The sequence below is a fragment of the Congregibacter variabilis genome (assembly GCF_045689235.1).
Classification (GTDB): domain Bacteria; phylum Pseudomonadota; class Gammaproteobacteria; order Pseudomonadales; family Halieaceae; genus Congregibacter; species Congregibacter variabilis.
Genome location: NZ_CP136864.1, coordinates 3,857,063 through 3,881,533 on the forward strand (window position 1 = coordinate 3,857,063; position 24,471 = coordinate 3,881,533).

Consider the following 24,471-nt stretch of genomic DNA (forward strand, 5'->3'; position numbering starts at 1 on the left):
GGCATGCATAAAGCTGGGGAAGTCGAAGTAGGAGCACAGCAAGTGCGACGGACTGATAGAAGAAGTTACCAAATATTGCTGGCCATGGCAGTGAGCTGCTTTTTTGTCGTCAGCGTGTTTACGCGATTGTTGCCCCGGGCATTACGTCCCTTCGCGGCAAGCGCTCGTAAGCGAGAGTCCTGTTTTGAAGAAGCGCGTCGTGTCGCCCTGGCGGTGATTCCTTACGCGTTCGAGTGGTAGATCAGCGGTTAAAACAATAAACCGCAACGCTCATGCGTTGCGAAGGGTTATCGATAGTTTCCCGTCACTGACGGGCTTGGAGGTTACGGCATGTCCATGTTGAGCTTTGAGAGAAAGTACCGGGTGCGTGGTGGCACGTTGCTTGGCGGCGATCTCTTTGATTTCTGGGTAGGGCCGTTTTATGTCGGCTTTTTTGGTGTGACCACGATATTTTTTAGTGTGGTTGGTACTGCTTTGATTCTTTATGGCGCCGCCATGGGGCCCACATGGAACGTCTGGCAGATCAGCATAGCGCCGCCGGACCTTTCCTATGGTTTGGGACTCGCTCCTCTTATGGAGGGAGGGCTGTGGCAGATAATTACCCTCTGCGCGATCGGAGCGTTTAGTTCCTGGGCGCTCAGGGAGGTGGAGATCTCCCGAAAACTTGGTATGGGACTACACGTACCCTTCGCTTTTGCAGTCGCCATATTTGCCTACCTCGCGCTGGTCGTAATTCGCCCGTTTTTGCTCGGTGCCTGGGGTCACGGCTTTCCCTATGGAATTCTTAGTCACCTCGATTGGGTATCGAATGTTGGTTATCAATACCTGCACTTCCATTACAACCCAGCGCACATGCTGGCCGTGACCTTCTTCTTTACAACGACCATGGCCTTATCAATGCATGGTTCTTTAATTCTGGCAGTAACGAACCCAGGTGAGGATGATCCGGTGGTAAAAACCGGTGAACACGAAAACACCTTCTTCCGCGACGACGTTGGTTACTCCATCGGCGCGCTGGGTATTCACCGCCTCGGTTTATTCCTGGCCTTGTCTGCCGGATTCTGGAGTGCTGTGTGCATCATTTTAAGTGGACCTTTCTGGACCCGCGGTTGGCCCGAATGGTGGAACTGGTGGCTTGAACTACCGGTCTGGTCTTGAGGGGAGAATTGCGATGAGTCTTGAATATCAGAACATTTTCACAAGAGTGCAGGTTCGTGGACCTCACTATCCCGGTGTCTCCATCGGTGCGGAGAACGAAAACCGTGTCGGTACTCCGGTAGATAATTACTGGATGGGCAAGATCGGCGACGCGCAGATTGGGCCCTTCTACCTGGGTTCTCTGGGCCTGGCGTCGCTTGTGTGCGGCTTTATAGCCTTTGAGATCATTGGTCTCAATATGTGGGCGTCGGTTAACTGGGACCCCGTGCAGTTCGTCAAGCAACTGTTCTGGCTGGCCCTTGAACCGCCTCCACCACAGTATGGTTTGAGTATCCCGCCCTTGAACGATGGCGGCTGGTGGTTGATTGCAGGTTTCTTTCTGACCCTCTCTATTATGCTCTGGTGGCTGAGAACCTACAGGCGAGCCAAGGCATTGGGCATGGGGCAGCACTTAACCTGGGCCTTTGCGGGCGCTATCTGGCTGTACCTGGTACTGGGTTTCATTCGTCCTCTGTTAATGGGGAGTTGGAGTGAGGCAGTGCCCTTTGGAATCTTCCCGCATCTGGATTGGACAGCGGCATTCTCTTTGCGCTACGGAAACCTCTTCTATAACCCCTTCCATATGCTTTCTATTGCTTTCCTTTACGGTTCGACGCTGCTCTTTGCGATGCACGGCGCGACTATTCTTGCGGTGACACGTTACGGCGGTGATCGAGAGATAGACCAGATCACAGACCGGGGCACAGCATCCGAACGTGCAGCATTGTTCTGGCGCTGGACCATGGGTTTCAACGCAACGATGGAGTCGATTCACCGATGGGCATGGTGGTTCGCCGTGCTGACAGTCGTTACCGGCGGCATCGGTATTCTGCTGACCGGTACGGTGGTGGACAACTGGTACCTCTGGGCGGTTAAGCACGGCGTGGCTCCAGCTTATCCACTTCTTGAAGCAACGCCTTTAGTCGATCCCCTGACAACGGGAGGTCAGTAATGAACAAATCAATGCGGTTATTGGGTGCGGGCGCACTGCTTGTCACTCTTGGGTTGGCGGGTTGCGAAAAGCCGCCGGTTGAAGTGGTGCAGCGTGGGTATCGTGGCACCGGTATGGCGCAGGTGATCAGTCCTGGTTCCTTTAAAGAAAGCGTCGCTGCCAACAAGGCGCCTGATGCGATTCCGGCTGTGCCCGCTAGCGGACCCAAGGCTAAGGATGTGTATCAAAACGTGCAGGTGCTTGGTGACCTCAGTGCCGGTGAGTTTGGTCGATTAATGGCAGCGATTACCGAGTGGGTGTCTCCAGAAGAGGGCTGCACCTATTGTCACGGTACCGACGGTTTTGCCTCTGACGACAAGTACACCAAAAAAGTCGCGCGGGTCATGATCGCTATGACTCAGCGAGCAAATGAAGAGTGGGGCGAAAAGCACACAGCTCCTACCGGTGTGACCTGTTACACCTGTCACCGCGGACAGCCCGTTCCTGAATATGTATGGACCGAAAATCCAGGTCCGAAGATGGCGGCGGCCTTAGCCAAGCATCCTACCGGGCAGAATATTGCCACGGCGGCTGTGGGTTCCACGTCCCTACCGTACGACCCCTTTACCCCGTATCTGGAGGGTGATGCGGATATCCGTATGGCCGGCGACACCGCGCTGCCGACCGGAAATCGAAAGTCCATAAAGCAGACGGAATGGACCTACTCATTAATGATGCACTTCTCCCAGTCTCTGGGGGTCAATTGCACCTACTGTCACAACTCGCGCGCCTTTGCTGATTGGGAGCAGAGTCCTCCTACCCGGCTTAAAGCCTGGCATGGCATCCGTATGGTGCGAGAGATGAACAATGACTATATCGGGGATACGGTCGATTACCTGCCGGATACTCGTAAAGGGCCCATGGGCGATCCACTGAAGCTAGCATGTAACACCTGTCACCAGGGTGCATACAAGCCTCTCTACGGCGCGCCGATGCTCAAGGATTACCCGAACCTGGCAACACAGTCCGCCGGGTCCAAAAAATTGATCTCCGCATCCGTAAGTAGTGCGCAGTTGCCTACAGCCGCTGCAGCTGGTGGTGGAGAGTAAAAATCTGTAGAGAGCCTGTTTCGACAGGTTCTTTGGAGGTGCAGTGTCTAGTAGTCCCTGCGAAGGTGTCTGCAGCGCTGTGAAGGCCCCCAGCACGTTTTGGCGAACTGGGGAAACGTAGTTGACATGGGAGAAACCAAACCATGACTGAATCTAGCAGCCTTACAGGGCTCTCAGATGGTGCGGCCAGAGAATTTCATAGCTTGTATGTGAAAAGTACTCTGGGTTTTGTCGCAGTTGCCGTGGTCGCACACCTTTTGGTGTGGTCCTGGAGACCGTGGTTCTAAGGGATTCCTTAGGCACTGAACCTGCGCTGCACCTTGGGTGTATCGCTTTAAACAAAGGAGATGCTAAATGCATAAAATCTGGATGATCTTTGATCCACGTAGAATATTGGTGGCAAACGCCATCTTTCTTTTTACGTTAGCGATCTTGATACATTTCATTTTGCTGAGCACTGCGAAGTACAACTGGATCGAAGGTGATTCGATGGCAGGTGCTTCAACGGCCCAGCACATGGAGGCATTACCCGCCTCGCGCAGCTAGCGCACAGGGTATTGCCACTTAGTGTGTCCACGGCCTCCCCCGGTCGTGGACACCGTTTCTTAAACTTCTGCAAAAGCCACTTGCGGAGCCCTACCCCCAACATGCAATTAGAAGGAGTCAGATTTGTCCAGCATTGATTGTGAATCAAGCGCGGCAAAGGCTGATGTAAGTGTCGTGCGGGCCTCGGTATCTTTTGCTAGTGAACAACTTATTCTGGTCGATAGTGACGATCGTGAGATCGGTTATCGTAGTAAGTCAGAAGCGCACGCGGGCGCAGGAATCTTGCACCGTGCCTTCTCCGCATTTTTATTTGACGATCAGGGGCGATTGTTGGTCCATCGGCGTAGTTTGCAGAAGCCGCTTTGGCCGGGGTTCTGGACCAATAGCTGCTGCAGTCACCCGCGCCGTGGGGAGAGCCTTGAGTCAGCGGTAAGTCGGCGAATCACAGAAGAGCTGGGTGTTAATGCCCAGACCCAGTTTGTCTACAAGTTCGAATATCACGCAAAATTTGAGGACGTCGGCAGTGAGCATGAGCTTTGCCATGTGTTCCTGGCAAGGACAGCGACACCTGGCAAAATATCTGCGCATGCGGAAGAGGTAATGGAGTGGCAATGGCTTAGCGTTGAAGAAGTGGATGCCTGGTTGCTCGAGCGGCCAGACGATCTTACGCCCTGGTTTCGACAGGAGTGGCTCAGCCTTCGCACGCTATATCGCGCAGAGTTAGACGCTTTTGTGAATGAGGTTCGCAACTCCACACAGCGCGGCGCGGCCTAAGGTTTAATTAGCTATCCTGGTGTGCAAACACAACCGCTAACGCTAACCGATGGTTCGCCAGCGGTAGGTGGGCGATGAATCCCCACAGACTTGATGCAGGGTGTAGCGCCCAGCTTCTGTCATGATCAACTTGTTGCCTTCAACTTCCACCAGGCCATCTTCGCGCAGAACCTGTAAGGCCGGGACTTCTTCGTCAGCATCAAGAAGGGTGTTTTGGTCGTCCGTGAGATGCAAATTGCACATAAGATCCGAGAGTGCATGACGGCGGGCCCGTAGATTAGGGCTCAATCGCGCTGCGGCGCTCATGGGTAACTCTCCGCGCTCAAGGCTTTCGCGCCAGAGACCGACATCGGAGTGATTTTGCACGCAAATACTGGAGAGATCTGTCATGGAACTGCTGCCCAGACCGATAACGTTACGTCCTGGTTGCGCCGTATAACCAATCCAGTTGCGATGCAGGGCTCCACGGCGCTGCGCTTCGCTGATTCTGTCATTCTCGCTAGCGAAACAGTCCAGACCTACCCACTCATATCCCGAGCCACATAGCCTATCTACGATGCGACTAAATATGGCCACTTTATCTGCCACAGAGGGCATTTGCTGTGCATCGATGGCCCGCTGGTGCTGAAAAAGGTTTGCTCGTCTGGAGTAGGTAAAGCAGGAGATCCGATCGGGATTAAGCTCCAGCAGTGAATCCAGTGTCCGTTGGATACTTCCTACAGTTTGCATGGGTAAGCCATACACCAGGTCTGTGGAAACGGTATCGAAGCCGACCTGGCGAGCGTTTTCAAATACGTCGCGTATCACCGGAACAGACTGATGTCGGCCCAGCGCTTGTTGCACCGTAGGGTCAAGGTCCCGAAGCTCCAGGTTTAGCGTGCGAAAACCCAGACCGTGAAGCAACGACAGCTGCGACATGGATGCCCTTTGCGCGTTGGCGTCCAGGGAGGACTCAGTCTGGGCGTCGATAGTGAAGTACTTGTCGAGCATATCGACCAGCCGAACTAACTGGACTTCGGAGAGGTAGTTTGGTGTGCCGCCGCCAAGGTGTAGCTGCTGAAGATGGCGACCTTTTCCCAAATGGTCAGTCACCAATTGAATCTCGATTTCCAGGGTGTCCAGGTACTGGTCAATCTGCTTGTGGTCGTGACTTACGCTGGTTTGGTGGTCACAGGTAAGGCATCGAGATGGGCAAAACGGCAGATGAATGTACATCGACAGAGACTCGTCAACATTGCGCCTTTCGTCTTCAAGCGCTGCAGCGTAGTCATTCGGGCTGACACTTGGATCAAACGATAAGCCACTATCGAAGAGTTTCCGGTCATCCGGTTCCATGCCCCGGGTTGTGATAATCATGCGGGCATTTTTATTGTTGTTCGGGCTGTTACTTTGCCCGTTATTGTCGCTTTTAGACATGGACGACTAGTCCCCTGCACATCCTGTGAAAATCTTCGGTCGTATGCTCGGTCTGTTTTTTTTTACGTTCTTGACGGACGTATCACGTGATTGAGCCAAAACATCATGGCTGGGTGACGATGAGAGGGCGCCGAGCAACGGGGCATTCATCAGGGTGCAAACATAAAAGTAGCGCTCTCGTCCCCTCAGGTCAAGTCTCTTGCGTGTATGGAATATTGGTATTTGGTGGTTCGAGGCGCGAGTTTAGCTCTCTGGGCGGGTTTACAGGCTACTCACGCCGCCTGGCTCGGCTTCTCGTCGACAGCAGGGGCAGGGCCTGGCGTTGGGGCCAGTGCCCAGCGCCACAAAACTGATTCACCGAAGGGATACATGAGAAACCAGTGCTCCAGAACGGCGAGACTCAGAAGGGCGCTAACCAGTAAATTCGCACTGCGCAGGAACGAGTCATTCGTGGCCATGGCCTGTCCCAGCAGGAGCACGGCGACGGTCGTACCGAGAGTAACAGATACCGGGAACAGCCAATTCATAGGGGCGCGGCGGGTGTAGCTATCCAAATACTGTAGATGGGCGGGAAACCAATCGCTGTTGTAGTTTCGAACGCCCAGGAAAAGATTGAGCTTTGCGCTCCAGCGCATCAGCCACAATGATATGCAGGTAGCAGCGGCGACCTGGTTGGGACCATCACCGGCGACAAATACCACCAGTGCCACCATCGCGATAACCGAGATTTCATGGTAAAGACTCGTTTGCAGTCCGAGCCAGAAACGCAGTGGAGTTCCCGCGTCGGGCGGACAGGATGTCTTCCGAGGCCCTGTAATGACACCCATCAGGTAGGTCATCTCCAGCCATGCCCAGATAATAAGACCCTGACCAAAACCCAAGAGTGCGCCCGCAGCACTGCGATCTTCGCTGCGCCCTGGGAGATAGACCAAAGAGAGTAATACCAAGGCGGTAACCGCAAGAAGGCTCGCTCGTTGCCACTTCATGCCGAGTCTGTTCAGTAGTAGAACAAGTCCCGTACTTATCCACCACGCTAAGGTGACCGTCGCCAAAGCTAGAAGGTAATCAATCACCCGCGGTCATCTGTTTCCGCGCTAAGCAGCGGGGCGTCCATGAGTTCTGCAAAAACAGCGATATTGGTCGCACCAAAGGCAATCAAGTCAACCTGTTCTCCGGTGCCTGGGTCAGATAAAACCAGTCTTCCATCGTCATAACGGGTTAACTCAAAGACCGATGCAATGCCAGCATCCAGTCCCCGGCGCTGGCGGACGAGGCTACGGACCACACCTCTGAGGAACGCGCCCTCGCCGGAGGGGATTCTGGCAATGGATGCCTTGCTTTGCCACTCGAATACGTCAACCACACCGTTTGGTAGGTCGCGAAACCCAAGTTCTCGTACGTCGACGACCGCCGCGTCGGGCACAGAATTCATGGAGTACCCGGTAAGCCTTGCTGTCAGCGTTGCAGCGAGCACCGCCATAACAAACAAGGCCAGACCGACCATAAGAATTCTTGAGCTCGAATCCATAGAGTTAGTCGGTCGTGGCTCGGTCTGGTTATGCATGACAAGATCGTCCAACTCTTGAATGCCTCAAAGTGCTTATGAAGCGCCGATCATTGCGTTGTGCCCGCCGGAGTTCTGACTCACAACAGTAGTGCTCTCTGTTCGGGCAGGCTTCGTTGCGCTGCTGACAACGCTGGCAAGGCTTGCGGCCAGTTCGTCAACGTTGGCGATGCTGCGAAGAGCGGGTTGTGTTGGGTTGATGCGCCAGCTGCGCACGTTCGGCCAGAGCATCATGTAAGAGAGGCGTTTTTTCTGTTCCAGAGACAGCACAATATCGCCACTGCCGTCGGGGAATCGACGCAGGTCCGCTGCGGTAACAATAGACAGGGGAATGTTGACCATCATGGGCATGGCAACACCAAAGCGAAGAACCAAACGTTTATCGGTCAGTGTATAAACGGTGGTGCGGGCATAGGCAAACGCAAGGAGAGATAATATCCCGATTGCTAATATCCCTAGACCTACCATCCAGGTGCTGCCCAGAATGACATCCGCCAAGGATGCACTGCCAGACGCTTGTACCGCCAGATGAACGACAATCAGAGCAGCGAAGTACAGCGCTACCGTACGCACATGAAAAACCCGGCGAGCCATGACCTTGAAGTCAGGCTCTCCCTGCCAGATGAGAGTCTCATCGGCTGGGAGATACCCGGGCAGGCCTCGAACGGGTTCTTCTTCGTATTCACCAACGCTCATAGCACGGGCTCCGTTCGCTCAGGCAGGGCATAGAGATAACCGCCGCCGTAGTAGGCACCGATTTTGTCTTCTTCCTGAAGTGTCACGAAGTCCGGGTTGGCGGTCGATGGTGCTTCTGCAAAATGTTTACCGCATACCGATTTCGCGATGACGTCGCCATTGGACTTGATTCGAGCAAATGTCATGGGAATCATCACGCGGCGTTCGCCCGCGGCGATTTCCAGATAGCGGACACAGGGCTCGCTGAGATCGATCCAAAGGTCGGTAACTGTCCCGCCTTGCTCGCCGTCGACGCCATAAACAGGTCGGCCTCGGGGGTCTGGATCCCGGCTCTCGACACTCCAGTCCTGGGCAATACGCATAGGGATGATTCTGGGGGTGCCGTGATCGTGATTCAGGTCTGGTTTCTCCGGGCGAATTGCCCAGGCCGCAGGACCGACACCGTCGAGCATGGCGTTACCCGTTGGCTCCAGGGGAAAGCCTGGCGCGGGCACGGGTTGCTCGGCCTTGAGCTCATAACCTTCAGGCTCTGCCTTTGGTACCGTGCGGGTTCCCTGCCCATGGGGCAGTATGTAGGTTTTCTCCTGCGGCATTCCAAACAGGTCTCCACCGCGATAATTCTCGTTATGAGAATCCAGTAGTGGATAACCTTCGCGTTTATTCTCGCGGTGCAGGTAGCCCACAAGTCCGAAGAAAAACAGCCAGAACGCGTAGAGCGTCAGCTGTGCCAGGTCTATGTACTCGGTTATAGCTCCAGTACCCATTTCAGTTCCTCCCTGTCAGGGTCTATGTCAATTCGGGAATTCATGCAGAGCAAAAGCGCTCCCTTGCCCGACCTGCCCGGGGCCGCGTACCAGCGGACCCAGTGCAATAAGTGCTGCAAATAACAGCAGTATTTCTAAATGGTAGACGGCGCTGTAACCCGTCACCGGGTCCATCAAAGCGGGCCCAAGCTTTCCAGTAACCGCAAGATGTGTGATGTAGTCGCGCAGTCCGCCGCCGGCGGCGATTGCAAGGCCGGCAGCCGTGGCTTGCACAGCGCCCCAGGCACCCAGAGCCAGGCCTTTTTCGTCTTCGTTGCCCAGAGCCATAGCGGCAGTGAGCGTACCGACCGCAAAGAACCCTCCGCCCAGGCCAATGAAGCCTGCACCGATTTTGAAAAGTAGTGGCGATTCCAGAGGTGCTGAAAGAATGACCGCGGCAAATGCGAATAGACCGAGAGCAGCGCCGTAACCGGACAGGCGAATAGGGTCTGCACCGGCCCCAAGACGCTTTGATGAAAGCGCAAAAGCGATGAGCATTCCCAATCCCCAGATTGCAGAGAGGCTCGTAGTAGCGCTTACGGACATGCCAAGGACCTGCCCCCCGTAGGGCTCAAGAAGGATGTCCTGCATGCTGAACGCGGCGGTTCCAAGCCCGATAGCCAGCAGCAGTCTCTTGGTGCGGCTGGATTCGGTGAATGCACCCCAGCTCGCAGAGAAGCTTGGGCGAGGGCGTGCCGGATCAGTGCGCGATGGCATAAGGCTTTCCTGGCGCCACAGTGCTATCGCATTGAGAACAATAGTGGCAATGGCTGTGCCTTGAATCACTTTAATAAGCTTGAGGTTAGAAAAATCGTCAAGGAGCACAGAGAACAAAAGTGCACTCAGGATGGTTCCCAGCAGGAGCATTACGTAGAGAAGGGCAACGACTTTTGGACGCGTATTGTCTGTTGCCAGATCCGTCGCCAGGGCTAGTCCCGCGGTCTGGGTAATATGCAGTCCTGCTCCGACCAACAAGAATGCAAATGCAGCGGCCAGGGGGCCGAGCCACTGCGGGCCAGCGGCAGGGTCAGCCAAAACGATCAACGCAAATGGCATGATGGCCAAGCCGCCGAACTGAGTCATGCTGCCGCCCCAGATGTAGGGAACACGTCGCCATCCAAGCAAAGACTTGTGGTGGTCCGAACGAAACCCTACCAGCGCGCGCAAAGGGGCGAAGAGTAAGGGCAGTGACACCATGAGTGACACCAGCCAAGCGGACTGGCCCATTTCCAGAACCATCACCCGATTGAGCGTGCCATTGAGTAGAACCAGAGCCATACCGACGCTGATTTGAAAGAGTGAGAGTCTTGCAAGTCTCGAAAGTGGTAAATCACCGCTTACTGCGTCCGCAAAAGGGACCAGCGCGAGTACAGCCCCGGAAGGGAAGATACGATCTGTGATCGCAGTAAGATTCACCGCCTGTGAAGCTCGCAGGCTTGAGAAATATAGAAGCCGCTGTTAATTCGTGAGACTCGGCCACGCTCCCAGCTCTCAAGGTTCTCTTGGGTAGCAATCATGCGATCAAGACGCTTTGGGCTAACTGGCTGAATCGCCGGAGCACGATCTCCCCGCGGGAAAAGCTTTCCGGTCGCGTGCATTATCTCTAGCAATATTGTGCTTGGCGCATGAGTGAAAACCATGCTCTTGCTTACCCTCGGCGCCAGGCTGTTCAAGACATTGATGCCGTCAGCGACGTCGTAGTGGATGAGCGAATCCATGGCGAGCACGTGATCAAACTCACCGGTGGCCAGAGCAGCCATGTCGCCAACTTCAAAATCAATATGGCCCTCACCGATATCCGAGGGTAAGCGCTCTCTGGCAATCTCAATCAATGTTGCCGACAGATCAACAGCTAATACCTGTGCCCCACGCGTGGCAAGTTCTACAGCCACGGCTCCGGTGCCGCAGCCCGCATCCAAAATGCGGCAACCGCGGAGATCGTCTGGAAGCCAGGACAGCAGTGTGTTGCGCATGTCGTCACGGCCGGCACGCACGGTTTGCCGAATCCGGCTAACGGGAGCGTTGGAGGTTAGTTTGGTCCACGCGTCTGAGGCGGTGCGATCAAAATAGGTTTCTATTTCAGATCGTCGCTGAGCATAACTGTTCTCAGTCATCAATCGAATCCCAGAAAATCAAAGAGGTCACGATCTTTCATGGGCTCAGCTTCCAGAGCATCAGTGCCTTCCCAAAGCGCAGTTGCGAGCTTCATGTATTCTTCTTTTACCGCCAGCAATTCCGGAGTGTCATCCATCTCAAACAGAGTGGACTTCTTCAAACGGCTACGTCGAATGACGTCAAGGTCCGGGAAGTGCGCCAGTCGTTTGAGCCCCACCGCCTCATTGAAGCGGTCGATCTCATCGGTGCCCGCGCTGCGATTAGCTATCACGCCGCCGAGGCGTACGGGGTAGTTTTTAGATTTTGCCTTGATGGCAGTCGCAATACGGTTCATCGCGAAAATAGAATCAAAGTCGTTAGCGGTAACCACCAGAGCACGTTCGGCGTGCTGAAGCGGTGAGGCAAAGCCTCCGCAGACCACGTCTCCGAGTACGTCGAAGATCACGACGTCGGCATCATCCAGCAGGTGATGCTGCTTAAGTAGTTTGACAGTCTGGCCAACGACGTAACCGCCGCATCCTGTTCCCGCGGGAGGACCGCCAGCTTCAACACACATCACACCGTTGTAACCTTCGTACATATAGTCTTCGGGCGATAACTCTTCGGAGTGAAAATCCACAGACTCAAGCACGTCGATAACCGTGGGCATGAGCGCTTTCGTCAGGGTGAACGTAGAGTCGTGTTTGGGATCACAGCCAATCTGGATGACGCGCTTGCCAAGTTTGGAAAAGGCTACCGAGAGATTAGACGAAGTGGTGCTCTTCCCTATGCCGCCTTTGCCATAGATCGCGAAGACCTTGGCCTTGTCAATTTGAATCTGCGGGTCAAGGTGCACCTGCAGACTGCCGTCACCGTCGAGTCCCCTGCTGTCATTGGGGTCCACTTGTTGTACGGGAATGTTAATGGGCTTGTTCATGCAGCTACTACTCCACTTGGGATGCCTTCGAGCCAGTCTTCGAGGTCTTCACTTGCGCGATGCAAAGCGTCGAGACTCTCCTGGTCTGGTTGCCAATAATCGCGGTCGCTTGCTTCAAGCAGGCGATTCACAACTTTGATGGCGGAATGAGGGTTGAGCTGTGCGAGACGATCGCGCATAGACTCGTCGAGAATAAATGTCTCGGACATACGCTGATAAACCCAGGGTGCTACCTGGCCGGTGGTCGCCGACCACCCCAGCGTGTTGGTGACATGGGCTTCGATCTGGCGAACGCCTTCAAAACCGTGCTCAAGGATACCCTCATACCATTTGGGGTTGAGGACCCGAGTACGGGTTTCCAGAGCGACTTGTTCTTCTAGCGTTCGGACCTTGCCATTACTGGATGTTTGGTCCGATATGTACACTGGCACGTCTTTTCCGTTGCGAGCGCGTTTGACCGCCCGGCTTATGCCGCCAAGAGTATCGAAGTACTGATCCAGAGATGTTATTCCAACCTCCACGGAGTCGAGGTTTTGATAGGCAAGATCTACTGTGGCGAGCATGCTGTTGAGGAGTTCTGCCTGGGGCGCGACCTCGCCGTCGCGGCCATAGGCAAAACACTTTCTTGAGGTGTAGGCGTCAGCAAGCTCACCGTCGTCTTCCCAGCGACTATCATCTACCAGCAAGTTGACGTTAGACCCGTAGGCGCCATCGGCGTTGCTGAATACCCGCAGCGCGGCGGTCTCAAAATCACAGCCCTTTTCTTCTTGCTGGGCGAGAGTGTGTTTGCGCAGGTAATTCATTTCCACAGGCTCATCGGCCGCAGCGGCAAGATAGGCTGCTTCTGCGAGCATGCGTGTCTGTAGGGGCAGCAGATCGCGGAAAATGCCCGAAAGAGTCATGATGACATCGACGCGAGGTCTGCCGAGTTCTTCCAGGGGTATTAGTCGTGCTCCACTGACTCGCCCATAACCATCTATGCGAGGCTCGGCACCCATGAGAGCCAGAGCCTGTGCAATAGGACCCCCTTCATTTTTCATGTTGTCCGAGCCCCAAAGGACCAGTGCAACAGTTTCCGGAAGAGCGCTGCCGGACTGTGCATGTTTTTCCAGCAGGTTTGCGGTTTGGCGCAGGCCATCACGCATAGCGAACTTACTGGGAAGACGGTAGGGGTCAAAGCCGTGGAGGTTGCGGCCAGTAGGCAAAATATCGGTAGTGCGCAGAAGGTCGCCACCCGGAGCCGGTGCAATGAATCGACCGTCCATGGCGTTGAGAATGGCTTCAATTTCCGGGTTTCTGTGAAGCTGGTCTGCGGTATGTGTCAGGGAGCGGATCGCTTCGCTCAGGTCTTCTCGATCAGGATTGGCGGTCTCAAGAAGTTCTGTGAATACAGCCGTTTCTCCATGTTCCAGAGCATCGATCTGAGCGCAGTCCAGGGTCAGTTCGTGACCTGCTTGACCTATAGCGGCCAGCATATCTTTGCGTTCTTCTTCTGATCCTGTTTCCCCTACAACATGCAGTCCATAGGGAATCAGGGTTTCTTCCAGCTCAATGAGGCTTCGCCGCAGTGTCTCTATCTCTGCGCTGCTGTCTTGATTCCAGGTCGGTGTTTCTTTGCACAGATCCAGCTCGCAGCCTTGAGCCTGAATCACTGCTGCCAGCTCTGCGCGTACTTCAGAGCTGTCGTCGACACCGCTGCGCCATCGATCAATAGTTTCCTTGAGTTCTTGCAGCCCCTTGTAAAGGTCGGCTCGGGTAATCGGTGGCGTAAGATAGCTAATGAGAGTGGCGCCGGCTCGTCGTTTGGCAATCATGCCCTCCGATGGGTTGTTTGCCGCGTAGAGATAATAGTGAGGAATGTCTCCAATCAATCGTTGCGGCCAGCAATCATCGCTCATGCCGGATTGTTTGCCGGGCATAAACTCCAAGGCGCCGTGGGTGCCAAAATGCAGCAGTGAGTGCGCAGCGAAGTCTTCGCGAATGTAACGATAGAACGCCGAAAAGGCATGGGTAGGCGAGAAGCCGCGTTCGAAGAGCAGGCGCATCGGATCGCCTTCGTAACCGAAACCCGGTTGCACCCCGACAAAAACGTTGCCAAATTGCGCGCCGAGAATGAACAGAGAGCGCCCGTCGGTGTTTTGCTTACCGGGGACTGGCCCCCACTGGGCTTCTATCTCTTCTAAATGTGGTTCGCGGGTTACATGATCATCCGAAGAGATCAGGCTATGGACATTTGCCATAGCGCCGTATTGCGCTGCATTCCCCTCAACAATAGCCGAGCGCAAAGCATCTACGCTCTCGGGTACAGCGACGTCATAGCCGTCTTCGCGAAGTGCTCTGAGGGTGTTCATCAGCGACTGAAAAACTGACAGATTTGCCGCGGTGCCCGTGTTTCCCGCATTGGGTGGGAAATTGAAGATCACCATGGCGACCCGGCGCTCGGCTTTAGGCGTGGTTCGAAGTTCCACTAAGCGCAGGCTGCGATCGGCCAAGGCTTGGACGCGGCCCGCGTGGGGACACATCGCATGGGCGTCGCCATTGCTGAGCTTGCTCGGCGCGAGATCTGAGCGTCCGCCAAAGATTGAGGGCACGCTAGCGCCATCAAGTTCCGGGATGGCCACCATCATAGTAGCTTCCACGGGCATCAAGCCGTGCCCTGACGCTTCCCATTGTTCAATACTTTGAAACTCAAGTGCGTGCGCGGCAATGTAGGGCACGTCTAGCGAAGCCAGCATCGCTTCCGCCGCTTTGGAGTCATTGTAAGCAGGTCCACCGACCAGTGAGAATCCGGTGAGTGAGAGCAATAGATCGATAGCCGGCTCGCCATCTTTGATGAAGTAGGCGTCGACTGCGGGTCGGGCATCAAGTCCGCTGGCAAACGCCGTAATAACTTTTAGGCCTCGAGCCTTTAAGGCTGCGATAACTGCATCGTAGTGGGCAGTGTTTTCCGCAAGAGCGTAGGATCGCATAATCAGCAATCCCACGGTTCCTACATGTTTTTTGCGGCTGGATGTTCGACCCAGCTTATGAAAAATGGGTTGCTTTGCATCCGGGTCGTAAAGCCCGACGTCCGGATAATCCACAGGGTTACCTGCGGTTAACGTGCCCTTAAAGCCACTGCGTTCGCCGGTGGCGTAGCGATCGGTGAGATAGGCAATCATCCGACGCAGATTTTCTTCAGAGCCGGCGAGCCAATACTGCAACGTGAGGAAGTAGGCTCGCACATCCTGGGATGTGCCCGGGATAAAGCGGAGTATTTTCGGAAGCTGTCGAAGTACCGTGAGCTGTTGGGCGCCAGGCGGTTTTTTTGATTTGCCTGTGTTGCCCCGAAGACGTTTTAGTAATGCGACTGCACCGGTGGCCTCACCATCCATGGTGAACTTGCCCATGCGGGTGAGTTTCATTACCTCGGCACCGGACATGGCGCAGATCATTGCATCGCAGTGATCTCGGCGCTCTTCAAGGGCGGGTAAGACTGCGTTTATCTGGTCTTCCATGAACATCATGGTGACGACAATGATGTCACCCGTCGCAATGTCAGCCTTGCAGCGCAGCAGAGCCTCATTCTCACCATTCCAATCAGCGGATGCGTGAACTTTAACGGTGAGGCCAGAGGCTTCTTTTTGCAGCGCTCGTGCCGCACGGGAAATACTGCTCGTGACGTGATTGTCGAGCGTTATGACGACAAAGTTGAGCTTGTCGTTAGCGGCTGTAGTGGGCTTTTGCTTCATAGAGCGTATCCACTTTGATGACATTCACGCCGTTGTCAGCGGCAAATTTTTCGGTGTTGCGTTTGGCTTTTCCGCGGACAAAAAACGGTATTTTCCGCAGCTCGCGTTCGGCATTCAGATCCCAGGTGAGTTCATTGGCGCTATCGGTTTCGTCAGTGTGTATCGAATCGTTTACTGCAGGATCCTCGCTGCGTTTGGCGACGCCTTCGGCAGCAAGGTGTGATGGCTGGGCGCCGTCATTAAACTCAAAGTCATCCCGAAACATCGCAAGCAGGTGCTCTTCAAGCCCCATCATCAACGGGTGCACCCAGCTATCGAAGATCACGTTGGCACCCTCATAGCCCATCTGTGGCGAGTAGCGAGCGGGGTAATCCTGAACGTGGGCCGGCGTGGAAATGACAGCGCAAGGTACGCCCAGGCGCTTGGCGATGTGGCGCTCCATCTGCGTGCCTAGAACCAACTCAGGCTGCAGCTCGCTGATAACGCGCTCAACTTCCAGGTAGTCATCACTGATAAGCGCTTTCAGTCCCAGATTGCTTGCTGCATCGCGAACAGTTCGGGCCTGTTCCCGGGAATATGTGCCCATTCCTACAACTTCGAATGCCAGTTCTTCGTGGGCGATACGTGCTGCGGCGACTACGTGAGTAGCATCGCCAAATACAAAGACGCGTTTACCCGTTAGATAGGTGGAGTCAACGGACCTTGAGTACCAGGGTAGACGCGAGTCTGCGCTCTCGGCGATGCATTCAATACCCAGTGTCTCGGCCACTTCAGCGACAAAATCACGAGTAGCGCCTACGCCAATGGGTACGGTTTTGATTGTAGGCTGCTTGAAGTTTCGCTGGAGCCAGTCACAGCTCGGCCCGGCAATTTCTGGATAAAGGCAGATGTTGGCCTGTGCATCGGGTATACGCAACAGATCACCAGGACTCGCGTTAAGAGGCGCACATACGTTTACGCGCACGCCCATCTCGTTGAGTAGCTGAGTGATTTCACGAACATCATCACGGCAGCGAAAGCCAAGGGAGCTTGGCCCCAGCAGGTTAACGCTGGGTTGTTGGTCTACGGGTGGAGTTGCTTCGGTGCCCGGAGCCGGAACCCTGCTTTGTAGCAGTCCACGCACAAGGCTGTAGAAGGTTTCTCCTGCGCCCCAGTTTTCTTTCCTGGAGTAGGCAAGCATCTCAATGGGAACCACCGGGACAGAGAGCCCACTACTGGTAGCCAGTGATCCGGGTTGATCCTGAATTAACTCAGCCGTGCAGGAGTCACCTACCAGTAAGACCTGGGGCTTATGTTTTTCTACGGCGGCATGAATGCTGTTGAGCACAAGCTGAGCCGTGTCACTACCCAGATCCCTTGCCTGAAAAGTGGTGTAGGTCACCGGAGGGCGGTGGTTGTCGCGCTCAATCATGGTGAAAAGAAGATCAGCGTAGCTATCGCCCTGGGGGGCGTGTAACAGCAGGTGCACACCGCGCATGGAGTTGGCGATGCGAATTGCCCCGACATGCGGAGGGCCTTCGTAGGTCCATAATGACAACTCCATTACCTAGACCTCCAGCTTCGCAGCGCGTGACAGAGGGCGCGAGAACAGACCGGCCAGATCACCTGCCTGGTCAAAGCCTTGAATGGGGCTAAAAATCAGTTCTATAGACCACTTACTTCGCAGGCCCTCGGCTTCAAGAGGATTGGCTATACCCATACCGCACACTGTGAGATCCGGGCGAAGCTGTCTCACATGATCCAGGCGAGTTTCCAGATCGCCGCCCTCAATCATGTCGGGATGGTCTCCGAATAATTCCAGTTCGCTGGCCATAATCTGAGGGTCATGAAAAGGCGTGGTAATGGACTCCACGTTCATGTCGCACTCCCGGGCCAAGAACCGGGCCAGAGGAAGTTCCAGCTGAGAGTCCGGCAAAAACGCGATGCGTTTGCCACGAAGCTTCTCTCGTTGATATCCCACGGCCTGTTTGGCCCGAGCCAACGGCGCAGAAGTGACGTCGTTAAACAATGCCTCGGCAACGCCAAACTCATCTGCAGCGGCTTTGAACCACAGAAGTGTGCCTTCCGCACCCAGAGGGAAGGGCGCGTTGAGTAATTTGGCGCCCTGGCCCTTGAGAGCCTGGGCGGTTTCCGTCAGATAGGGTTGTGCGAGCAGTACGCGAGTACTGGGGCCGGCAATTGGCATGGCATCGCCGCTACGCGCTGGCAAAAAGGCAATAGGTCCAATCCCGAGTTCGTCGAAGATTCGTTGAAATTGATCTTCGACAATATCGGACAAAGTGCCCGCAATGATTAAAGCCGGGTTCTCGTGGTCGGTTCGGCCACTGTTGGCGGCGACAATTTCGGCCAGGCATTTGTCTTCGCCCTGGGTGAATGTCGTTTCGATGCCGCTACCGCTGTAAGCGACCATACGAACACGCCCGTCGTATCGGCTTTGTAAGCGACCGGCCGCGTTATTGAGATCGAGTTTGATCACTTCCGAAGGGCAGGACCCCACAAGAAACAACGTTTTTATTTCTGGACGTCGAGAGAGGAGCTCCTCAACAACCCTGTCTAATTCCTCATGGCAGTCTGCCATTCCGGCCAGATCGCGATCCTGCAAGATAGCCGTGGCGAAGCGTGGCTCGGCAAAGATCATAACCCCCGCAGCCGATTGAAGCAGATGTGCGCAAGTTCGTGAGCCCACGACAAGAAAGAAAGCATCCTGAATTTTTCGGTGTAACCAGACGATAGACGTCAGTCCGCAAAACACGGCTCGCTGTCCACGCTCCACGGTAACCACGGGGTTTGAGGGGCTGTCGCTGGCAAGCACGGCCTCGCTCATTTAAGGGCGCCCTGTAGGTCCATGCTGTGGCTATCCGTGGGCTCGTCGCGTCTAGCTGCCTGCAGTTTCAAGAGAAACTGGGCGGCGTTGATTACGTAGCTTGCATAAGCAGCGAGAGCAATCCACATTTGTTGCTGGGGTGTGCCGTAACCAGCCAGCCAGCACAGGACATAGCTTATATGCAGGGCGATGACCCCGAAGCTGACCACGTCTTCCCAGAAAAATGCAGGCGCAAAGAGATATTGGCCAAACACGACCTTTTCCCAAATTGCGCCGGTAACCATGATCGCCAGGAGCACAGCGGTTTTTATTACCACTGAGGCGGTGGCTGCCTCAAGACCTGTGCCATTGATCAGGTAGTTAACGACGAGTACCAGACTAATAAGGAAGACCAGAAACTGCAGCGGAGCCAGAAGTCCTTGGACGATTGTCCAACGCGTCTCATCGCGGCGCTGCCGTTGCTCGGGCGTATACAGTGGTGCGCTTTGTCTCGCACTCCGTTTTTCTAAAGTCATCAAACAGACCTCTGCCCGTACTCACCAATTCAAGAGTGAATGTAGTGCTGGCGAATCGTTATGTCAATTATAATTTACACATTGGTGCGTTCAAAAGAATTGACACTTTCTGGTCGGTGGTCTTTACTGTAAATCTATGCGGCTTGGCAACAGTGTTAACTATGCTTTACGCGTGCCATAATCTCTCCGGCCGGAACAGGATTGCGTTTCGAGCCACCTGTTATCGAACTTCTATTCCCACATTGGAAACACGCTTTTGCTAGCCAAGCAGTCGAAGCCCTTATTGGCCGGCCTAATCTCGCGCGTCGCGGATCTTGCTCTGACGCTTGATGAGGCTGGCACAATTCTCGAGGTTGAGTCCTGGAGTACGGAGTTGCCCGAAGATCTGGCGGATCTTTGGGTGGGATCTATGCTGTCCGACACGCTTGCACCTGGCGGTGAGGATCGCGCAAGCTTTGCGCTAGCGGAGGGTGCGCAGGGCTCGGGGCAGCGAGTGGATCTGGTGCATCGCCTGGAGGACAGTCCTGAGGGCTTGCCGGTGCAGTATCAGGTGATGGCAGGAGAGGCTGGTCAGGTGTTGTTTGTAGGCCATGATCTGCGCTCAGATGTCAGTCTTCGCCAGCAATTAGTTAATGCGCAGCAGGCTCTTGAGCAGGACTACTGGCGTCTTCGTCAGGTAGAGACCCGTTATCGACGGCTCTTTGACATGGTGACTGATGCGGTGCTCGTACTTGATGCATTGAGCTTTCGTGTACTGGAGGCTAATCCTCGCGCTATTGAGTTGCTTGCGGGAAGCGATAAAGGGCTCATTGGTAAGGTGTTTCCCCGGGGGATGAATGTCGAGTCAGGGCGTGCTGTGCAGGAGTTGCTGGCCGAGATAAGGACAGTGGGTCGCTCCCAGCAACATAATCTTCTACTTGCTGATGGTGAGACTCGCGTCGATGTTTCTGCCAGTTTCTTACGGCAAGCTGGCGAAGAGCGCTTTCTTCTGCGAATGGGTACTCGCCAGGCGGTAGTCCAAAAGTTGGACGCAACGGGGGTTTACCTGCAGGAGTTGGTGCGTAGCGCTCCGGATGCTGTGGTGCTTACGGATGTCGATGGGCGGATCATGGCTGTTAACAATAGCTTTCTGGAGTTGGCTCAGTTGGTTGCCCAGGAGCAGGTAATTGGTCATTCGGCTGATCGATGGCTGGGGCGCAGCGGTGTTGACCTCAGTGTGCTGTTATCAAACCTGCGCGATAAGTCAGTGGTTAAGCTGTTTTCTTCAACGTTGATGCCCCAGGCTGGTAGCCCTGCGGAAGTCGAGATTTCGGCCTGTCGTCTGGAGGAGCCCGGTGGTGCTGCTTATGCATTATTTATCCGTGATGTAGAGCGGAGGGTTGCTAGAGATCATCCCGTGTCTGCGAAGCTACCAAGTTCTATAGAGCAGGTGACTCAGCGCGTCGGCCGTGTGCCACTAAAAGAGCTCGTACGGGAGTCTACGGATCTCATTGAGGCGCTGTGTATCGAAACGGCGCTGGAGGTGACGCAGGACAACCGGGCCTCTGCTGCCGAACTGTTGGGCCTTTCTCGTCAGTCTCTCTATGCGAAATTACGTCGCTTCAATATTGGCGGGGACGCGGACACCGATTAGGTTCGGCTGCTCTGGCCTCTTTCCCTGGCGGTAGGGCGTATTCCCCTCACGGCTCATGTAATACGCGGGTAGAGTCGTGCAGCCGAGCGGCCGATTTTTAATTTTACTGATCACTATGCTGACTGCGAGGAAATACACGTCGCAGCGGGCACAAATAAGCGTCAATTAAAATTGACACTATAAAGTGACAGTTCTATATTACAGTCCATGCAACCTGTTGATCTCACCCCATCAAGTCGTGCTCTACCCGAGCCTCGAGCGCTTGTACAACTGCTTAAACCGATAACCTGGTTTCCACCCATGTGGGCCTTTGTTTGCGGCGCGATTTCGTCCGGACAGTCCCTGGGTGATCGTCCCGGACTCGTAGTGGCCGGTGTCGTACTGGCTGGTCCCCTGGTGTGTGGTGGAAGCCAGATCGTCAACGACTGGTTTGATCGCCATGTAGACGCAATTAACGAGCCGAATCGCCCGATTCCATCCGGGCGTGTTCCCGGGCAGTGGGGTCTTTATTACGCCATAGCCTGGTCCTTGCTGGCGCTGGGTTTCAGTGCGGCTTTGGGTATCTGGGTGTTTGGAGCAACGCTGGTGGGCTTGTTTTTAGCCTGGGCCTACAGCGCGCCACCGCTGCGATTAAAGCTCAATGGCTGGTATGGAAACCTCGCAGTGGGAGTGAGCTATGAGGGGCTTGCGTGGATTACCGGTGCCGCAGTAATGCTTGGCGGCGTGATGCCATCCTCAGAGATCCTTGTACTAGCGGGCCTCTATAGTCTTGGGGCGCATGGAATCATGACGCTCAATGATTTTAAGTCTATAGAGGGCGATCGACGTATTGGAATTCGATCGCTCCCGGCAGTTCTTGGGGCCGATCGAGCGGCCCGGCTTGCCTGCGTCGTCATGGCCGTGCCCCAGATTCTGGTGATCGCGATGTTGCTTGTCTGGGGTCACCCCGGGGCCGCTTTGGGGATTGCTTTGTCTCTTCTGTTGCAGGCTTTGGCGATGGCTAAGATGCTTAAGGATCCTCTGGGGCTGGCTCCCTGGTACAACGGCACAGGCGTCACGCTGTATGTGTTGGGCATGATGCTTAGCGCTTTCGCGATCCGTGGAGCAGTGACCTGGCTATGACGTTGGCGGCGGGACTTAGTTGGATAGGGATTGTGCGCTTGGGGCTGGTGCAAACCAGTTTGGGAGCCATTATTGTTTTGACGACAACTGTGATTAATCGAGTCATGGTCGTAGAACTTGCTCTGCCGGCCATGCTTCCGGGCATTCTGGTGGGAGTTCATCATGCGGTACAGATGTCGCGACCCCGCTTTGGTCATGGTTCGGACGTAGGAGGGCGCACAACCGGCTGGATTATTGGAGGTATGATTGTGCTCGCCTTGGGTGGTATCGCAGCTGCCCTGGGAACCGTATTGGTGTCTACGAATATGTTCTGGGGTCTGATTGTGTCGACCCTCGCCTTTGTTGCCATTGGTCTTGGTGCCAGCGCTGCGGGCACCTCAACGCTGGTGACCCTTGCTAAGCATGTAGCTCCGCACCGAAAAGCCGCGGCGGCCACAATTGTTTGGATCATGATGATCGCTGGCTTTGCCATTACTGCCGGAGTAGCGGGAAGTTTTCTTGACCCGTTTACGCCTCTGCGGCTTGTGATGGTCACCGCCAGCGTATCAGCGATTGCTGTGACGCTCACGTTGGTGTCCGTGTTCAGGCTGGAGCCGAAAGGCACGCTGAGCGCGGCCAACCGAGAAGCCTTGCGTGCTCGGCGCGGGAGCTTTTCTCAGGCCCTTCGAGAGGTTTGGCAGGAGCCTGATGCCAGGCGTTTTACTATTTTTGTGTTTGTTTCCATGCTCGCCTACAGCGCCCAGGATCTGATCCTGGAGCCTTACGCTGGCATTGTGTTTTCCATGACTCCCGGAGAGTCAACATCATTGTCGGGTTTGCAGCACAGTGGGGTTCTGTTGGGAATGATCCTTGTGGCAGCCACAACTTTGATTCGTAAAAACGCCAGTTCAGCAGTACTGAGGCGTTGGACAATTGGGGGGTGCCTGGCGTCGGCGCTCTCACTTGCGGCTATCGCCAGCGGGGCTGCCTTTCCGCAAACCTGGCCTCTTGGCGGCAATGTGTTTGTTCTGGGTGTGTCTAACGGCGCGTTTGCCGTTGCAGCTATCGCATCGATGATGAGTTTGGCTAGTGCGGGGCAAAAAGAGGGCGCCGAGGGTTTGCGAATGGGGCTTTGGGGCGCTTCTCAGGCCATCGCTTTTGCGGTAGGCGGGTTTCTTGGCGCCCTGGCGATTGATGTCAGTCGCCTCTTTATTGCCGAGCCGGCGGTTGCCTATAGCTTTGTCTTTAGTCTTGAGGCGGTGATGTTTGTTGTTGCCGCAGGTATCGGTATGCGCTTGCGTCCTACCGAATCTTCTTATCAGCGTACAGCGCCCAGTTTTGGCGAGATCGCTATGGTGGAGGTGCTCGATGCACGCTGAAACTGAAACAACAGGTATTCCTGAGTATGACGTGGTGGTGGTGGGAGGTGGTCCTGCGGGAGCTACCGCTGCATACGATCTTACAAAATCGGGTCGAAAGGTGCTTCTTATTGAGCGTGGCTTCCGCATCAAACCCTGTGGAGGGGCTATTCCGCCTAGAGCTGTAGAGCAGTTCAATATTCCCTCAGAACAAATTGTCGCCAGGATCCGTTCGGCAAGAATGATTTCGCCCGCGGATCAGCGCGTCGATATGCCCGTGGGAGACACTTATGTAGCCATGGTTGATCGCGACAAGTTCGATCCTTTTTTGCGCGAGCGCGCCGTGGCAGCGGGTGCCACGTTGCAAATCGGCGCTTATAAGTCTCTGGTTTATCAGGAGGACGGACGGGTTCGTTTGCGTTACCTGGATAAATCCGGCAGTGGTGGTGAGCATGAGGTCGTTGCCAGCGCCGTGATCGGCGCTGATGGTGCAAAGTCCCGAGTGGGTGCTCAGTGCATACCCGGAGGAGATAAGCTCAAATGCGTGTTTGCCTACCATGAGATAGTAGAGGCACCGCAGAAGGAGCAGGGAGCTGACTACGACGAAGCGCGCTGCGACGTATGGTATCAGGGGCGGCTATCTCCCGATTTTTACGCGTGGGTGTTCCCCCATGGTAAGCATGCGAGTATTGGCACTGGTAGCGCGCAAAAGAATTACTCTGCGACGGCGGCGGTTGAGGCGCTGCGTAAGGACGTAGGGCTTGATACGGCAAAGACAATCCGTCGTGAAGGTGCTCCTATTCCCATGAAGCCGCTCAAACGCTGGGATGATGGGCGAGCCGTACTCCTTGCTGGAGATTCGGCAGGAGTCGTGGCGCCGGCAAGTGGAGAGGGCATTTACTATGCCCTGTTGGGTGGCCGTTTGGCTGCAGAGGCGATCAATGAGTTTCTTGTAAACCGAAATCCCGCTGCCTTAAAGCTCGCTCGAAAGCGGTTTATGAAACTACACGGAAAAGTGTTTTTCGTGTTGGGACTCTTGCAGCGCTTCTGGTACGGAAGCGATAAGCGCCGCGAAAAGTTTGTCAAGATGTGCCGCGATCCGGATATCCAATATCTCACCTGGCAGTCGTACACGCAAAAAGAACTGGTGCGTGAACGTCCCACAGCACATGTGAAAATATTCTTCAAAGACTTGGCAGAGCTGCTGGGTTTGGCGAGAGCGTAACCGGGGAATCGATCTCC

23 protein-coding genes are annotated in these 24,471 nt (G+C 55.0%); 11 read left to right on the forward strand and 12 right to left on the reverse strand.

All coding sequences use genetic code 11. From position 1 onward, the window contains the following. The first annotated feature begins 3 nt into the window (after positions 1-3). The 7 genes from R0135_RS17280 (at position 4) to idi (ending at position 4,557) form a co-directional block, all read left to right on the forward strand. A complete protein-coding gene (locus R0135_RS17280) occupies positions 4-240 on the forward strand; it encodes a hypothetical protein (protein ID WP_407348143.1) in 237 nt (78 codons plus the stop codon). Positions 241-330: 90 nt separating this feature from the next. After that, the gene (gene pufL / locus R0135_RS17285) at positions 331-1,158 is read left to right on the forward strand and encodes a photosynthetic reaction center subunit L (protein ID WP_407348144.1); all 828 of its coding nucleotides are present in this window, start codon (positions 331-333) and stop codon (positions 1,156-1,158) included. Between the two features lie 13 nt (positions 1,159-1,171). Next, positions 1,172-2,149, forward strand: a complete 978-nt coding sequence (gene pufM, locus R0135_RS17290; protein WP_407348145.1) for a photosynthetic reaction center subunit M — start codon at positions 1,172-1,174, stop codon at positions 2,147-2,149. Next, positions 2,149-3,237: a photosynthetic reaction center cytochrome PufC gene (gene pufC, locus R0135_RS17295; RefSeq protein WP_407348146.1), complete on the forward strand. Its 1,089-nt coding sequence runs from the start codon at positions 2,149-2,151 to the stop codon at positions 3,235-3,237. The genes pufM and pufC overlap by 1 nt, the downstream gene beginning before the upstream one ends. Before the next feature lie 143 nt (positions 3,238-3,380). After that, complete coding sequence (gene pufB, locus R0135_RS17300; protein ID WP_083791547.1) at positions 3,381-3,524, forward strand: light-harvesting antenna LH1, beta subunit; 144 nt, start codon at positions 3,381-3,383, stop codon at positions 3,522-3,524. 67 nt (positions 3,525-3,591) lie between these two features. Further along, positions 3,592-3,783 (forward strand): light-harvesting antenna LH1, alpha subunit, encoded by a 192-nt coding sequence (gene pufA, locus R0135_RS17305; RefSeq protein WP_009021758.1) that lies wholly within the window; start codon positions 3,592-3,594, stop codon positions 3,781-3,783. Positions 3,784-3,906: 123 nt separating this feature from the next. Further along, complete coding sequence (idi, locus tag R0135_RS17310; protein ID WP_407348147.1) at positions 3,907-4,557, forward strand: isopentenyl-diphosphate Delta-isomerase; 651 nt, start codon at positions 3,907-3,909, stop codon at positions 4,555-4,557. 42 nt (positions 4,558-4,599) lie between these two features. Here the strand turns inward: idi and R0135_RS17315 are convergent, their stop codons facing one another. From R0135_RS17315 to bchF, 12 genes are all read right to left on the reverse strand, one after another. After that, the gene (locus R0135_RS17315) at positions 4,600-5,973 is read right to left on the reverse strand and encodes a radical SAM protein (RefSeq protein WP_407348148.1); all 1,374 of its coding nucleotides are present in this window, start codon (positions 5,971-5,973) and stop codon (positions 4,600-4,602) included. Positions 5,974-6,245: 272 nt separating this feature from the next. Next, entirely contained in the window at positions 6,246-7,046 is an 801-nt protein-coding gene (gene puhE, locus R0135_RS17320; protein ID WP_407348149.1) for a putative photosynthetic complex assembly protein PuhE, read from the reverse strand. After that, the gene (puhC, locus tag R0135_RS17325) at positions 7,043-7,537 is read right to left on the reverse strand and encodes a photosynthetic complex assembly protein PuhC (RefSeq protein WP_407348150.1); all 495 of its coding nucleotides are present in this window, start codon (positions 7,535-7,537) and stop codon (positions 7,043-7,045) included. Before puhC ends, puhE begins: the two co-directional genes overlap by 4 nt. A gap of 36 nt (positions 7,538-7,573) precedes the next feature. Further along, positions 7,574-8,233: a photosynthetic complex putative assembly protein PuhB gene (gene puhB / locus R0135_RS17330; RefSeq protein WP_407348151.1), complete on the reverse strand. Its 660-nt coding sequence runs from the start codon at positions 8,231-8,233 to the stop codon at positions 7,574-7,576. After that, positions 8,230-8,997 (reverse strand): photosynthetic reaction center subunit H, encoded by a 768-nt coding sequence (gene puhA / locus R0135_RS17335; protein ID WP_407348152.1) that lies wholly within the window; start codon positions 8,995-8,997, stop codon positions 8,230-8,232. Before puhA ends, puhB begins: the two co-directional genes overlap by 4 nt. Positions 8,998-9,024: 27 nt before the next feature. Next, on the reverse strand, positions 9,025-10,452 hold the full coding sequence (locus R0135_RS17340; RefSeq protein ID WP_407348153.1) for a BCD family MFS transporter: 1,428 nt from the start codon (positions 10,450-10,452) through the stop codon (positions 9,025-9,027). Next, the gene (bchM, locus tag R0135_RS17345) at positions 10,449-11,150 is read right to left on the reverse strand and encodes a magnesium protoporphyrin IX methyltransferase (RefSeq protein WP_407348154.1); all 702 of its coding nucleotides are present in this window, start codon (positions 11,148-11,150) and stop codon (positions 10,449-10,451) included. The genes R0135_RS17340 and bchM overlap by 4 nt, the downstream gene beginning before the upstream one ends. Beyond that, positions 11,150-12,067 (reverse strand): ferredoxin:protochlorophyllide reductase (ATP-dependent) iron-sulfur ATP-binding protein, encoded by a 918-nt coding sequence (bchL, locus tag R0135_RS17350; protein ID WP_407348155.1) that lies wholly within the window; start codon positions 12,065-12,067, stop codon positions 11,150-11,152. Before bchL ends, bchM begins: the two co-directional genes overlap by 1 nt. Continuing rightward, positions 12,064-15,798 carry a magnesium chelatase subunit H gene (locus tag R0135_RS17355; protein WP_407348156.1) on the reverse strand — a complete coding sequence of 1,245 codons (3,735 nt, stop codon included), beginning with the start codon at positions 15,796-15,798 and terminating at the stop codon, positions 12,064-12,066. The genes bchL and R0135_RS17355 overlap by 4 nt, the downstream gene beginning before the upstream one ends. Next, complete coding sequence (bchB, locus tag R0135_RS17360) at positions 15,770-17,341, reverse strand: ferredoxin:protochlorophyllide reductase (ATP-dependent) subunit B (protein ID WP_407348157.1); 1,572 nt, start codon at positions 17,339-17,341, stop codon at positions 15,770-15,772. Before bchB ends, R0135_RS17355 begins: the two co-directional genes overlap by 29 nt. Positions 17,342-17,344: 3 nt before the next feature. Then, complete coding sequence (locus R0135_RS17365) at positions 17,345-18,622, reverse strand: ferredoxin:protochlorophyllide reductase (ATP-dependent) subunit N (protein WP_407348158.1); 1,278 nt, start codon at positions 18,620-18,622, stop codon at positions 17,345-17,347. After that, on the reverse strand, positions 18,619-19,137 hold the full coding sequence (bchF, locus tag R0135_RS17370; RefSeq protein ID WP_407348159.1) for a 2-vinyl bacteriochlorophyllide hydratase: 519 nt from the start codon (positions 19,135-19,137) through the stop codon (positions 18,619-18,621). Before bchF ends, R0135_RS17365 begins: the two co-directional genes overlap by 4 nt. A gap of 283 nt (positions 19,138-19,420) precedes the next feature. Between bchF and ppsR the strand changes: the two genes are divergently transcribed. The 4 genes from ppsR (at position 19,421) to R0135_RS17390 (ending at position 24,454) form a co-directional block, all read left to right on the forward strand. Then, positions 19,421-20,770: a transcriptional regulator PpsR gene (ppsR, locus tag R0135_RS17375; protein ID WP_407348160.1), complete on the forward strand. Its 1,350-nt coding sequence runs from the start codon at positions 19,421-19,423 to the stop codon at positions 20,768-20,770. A 207-nt stretch (positions 20,771-20,977) separates the two neighbouring features. Further along, positions 20,978-21,892, forward strand: coding sequence for a chlorophyll synthase ChlG (gene chlG, locus R0135_RS17380; protein WP_407348161.1), 915 nt, complete (start codon positions 20,978-20,980; stop codon positions 21,890-21,892). Further along, on the forward strand, positions 21,889-23,250 hold the full coding sequence (locus tag R0135_RS17385; protein ID WP_407348162.1) for a BCD family MFS transporter: 1,362 nt from the start codon (positions 21,889-21,891) through the stop codon (positions 23,248-23,250). The genes chlG and R0135_RS17385 overlap by 4 nt, the downstream gene beginning before the upstream one ends. Beyond that, positions 23,240-24,454 carry a geranylgeranyl diphosphate reductase gene (locus tag R0135_RS17390; RefSeq protein ID WP_407348163.1) on the forward strand — a complete coding sequence of 405 codons (1,215 nt, stop codon included), beginning with the start codon at positions 23,240-23,242 and terminating at the stop codon, positions 24,452-24,454. Before R0135_RS17385 ends, R0135_RS17390 begins: the two co-directional genes overlap by 11 nt. The last annotated feature ends 17 nt before the right edge of the window (positions 24,455-24,471 follow it).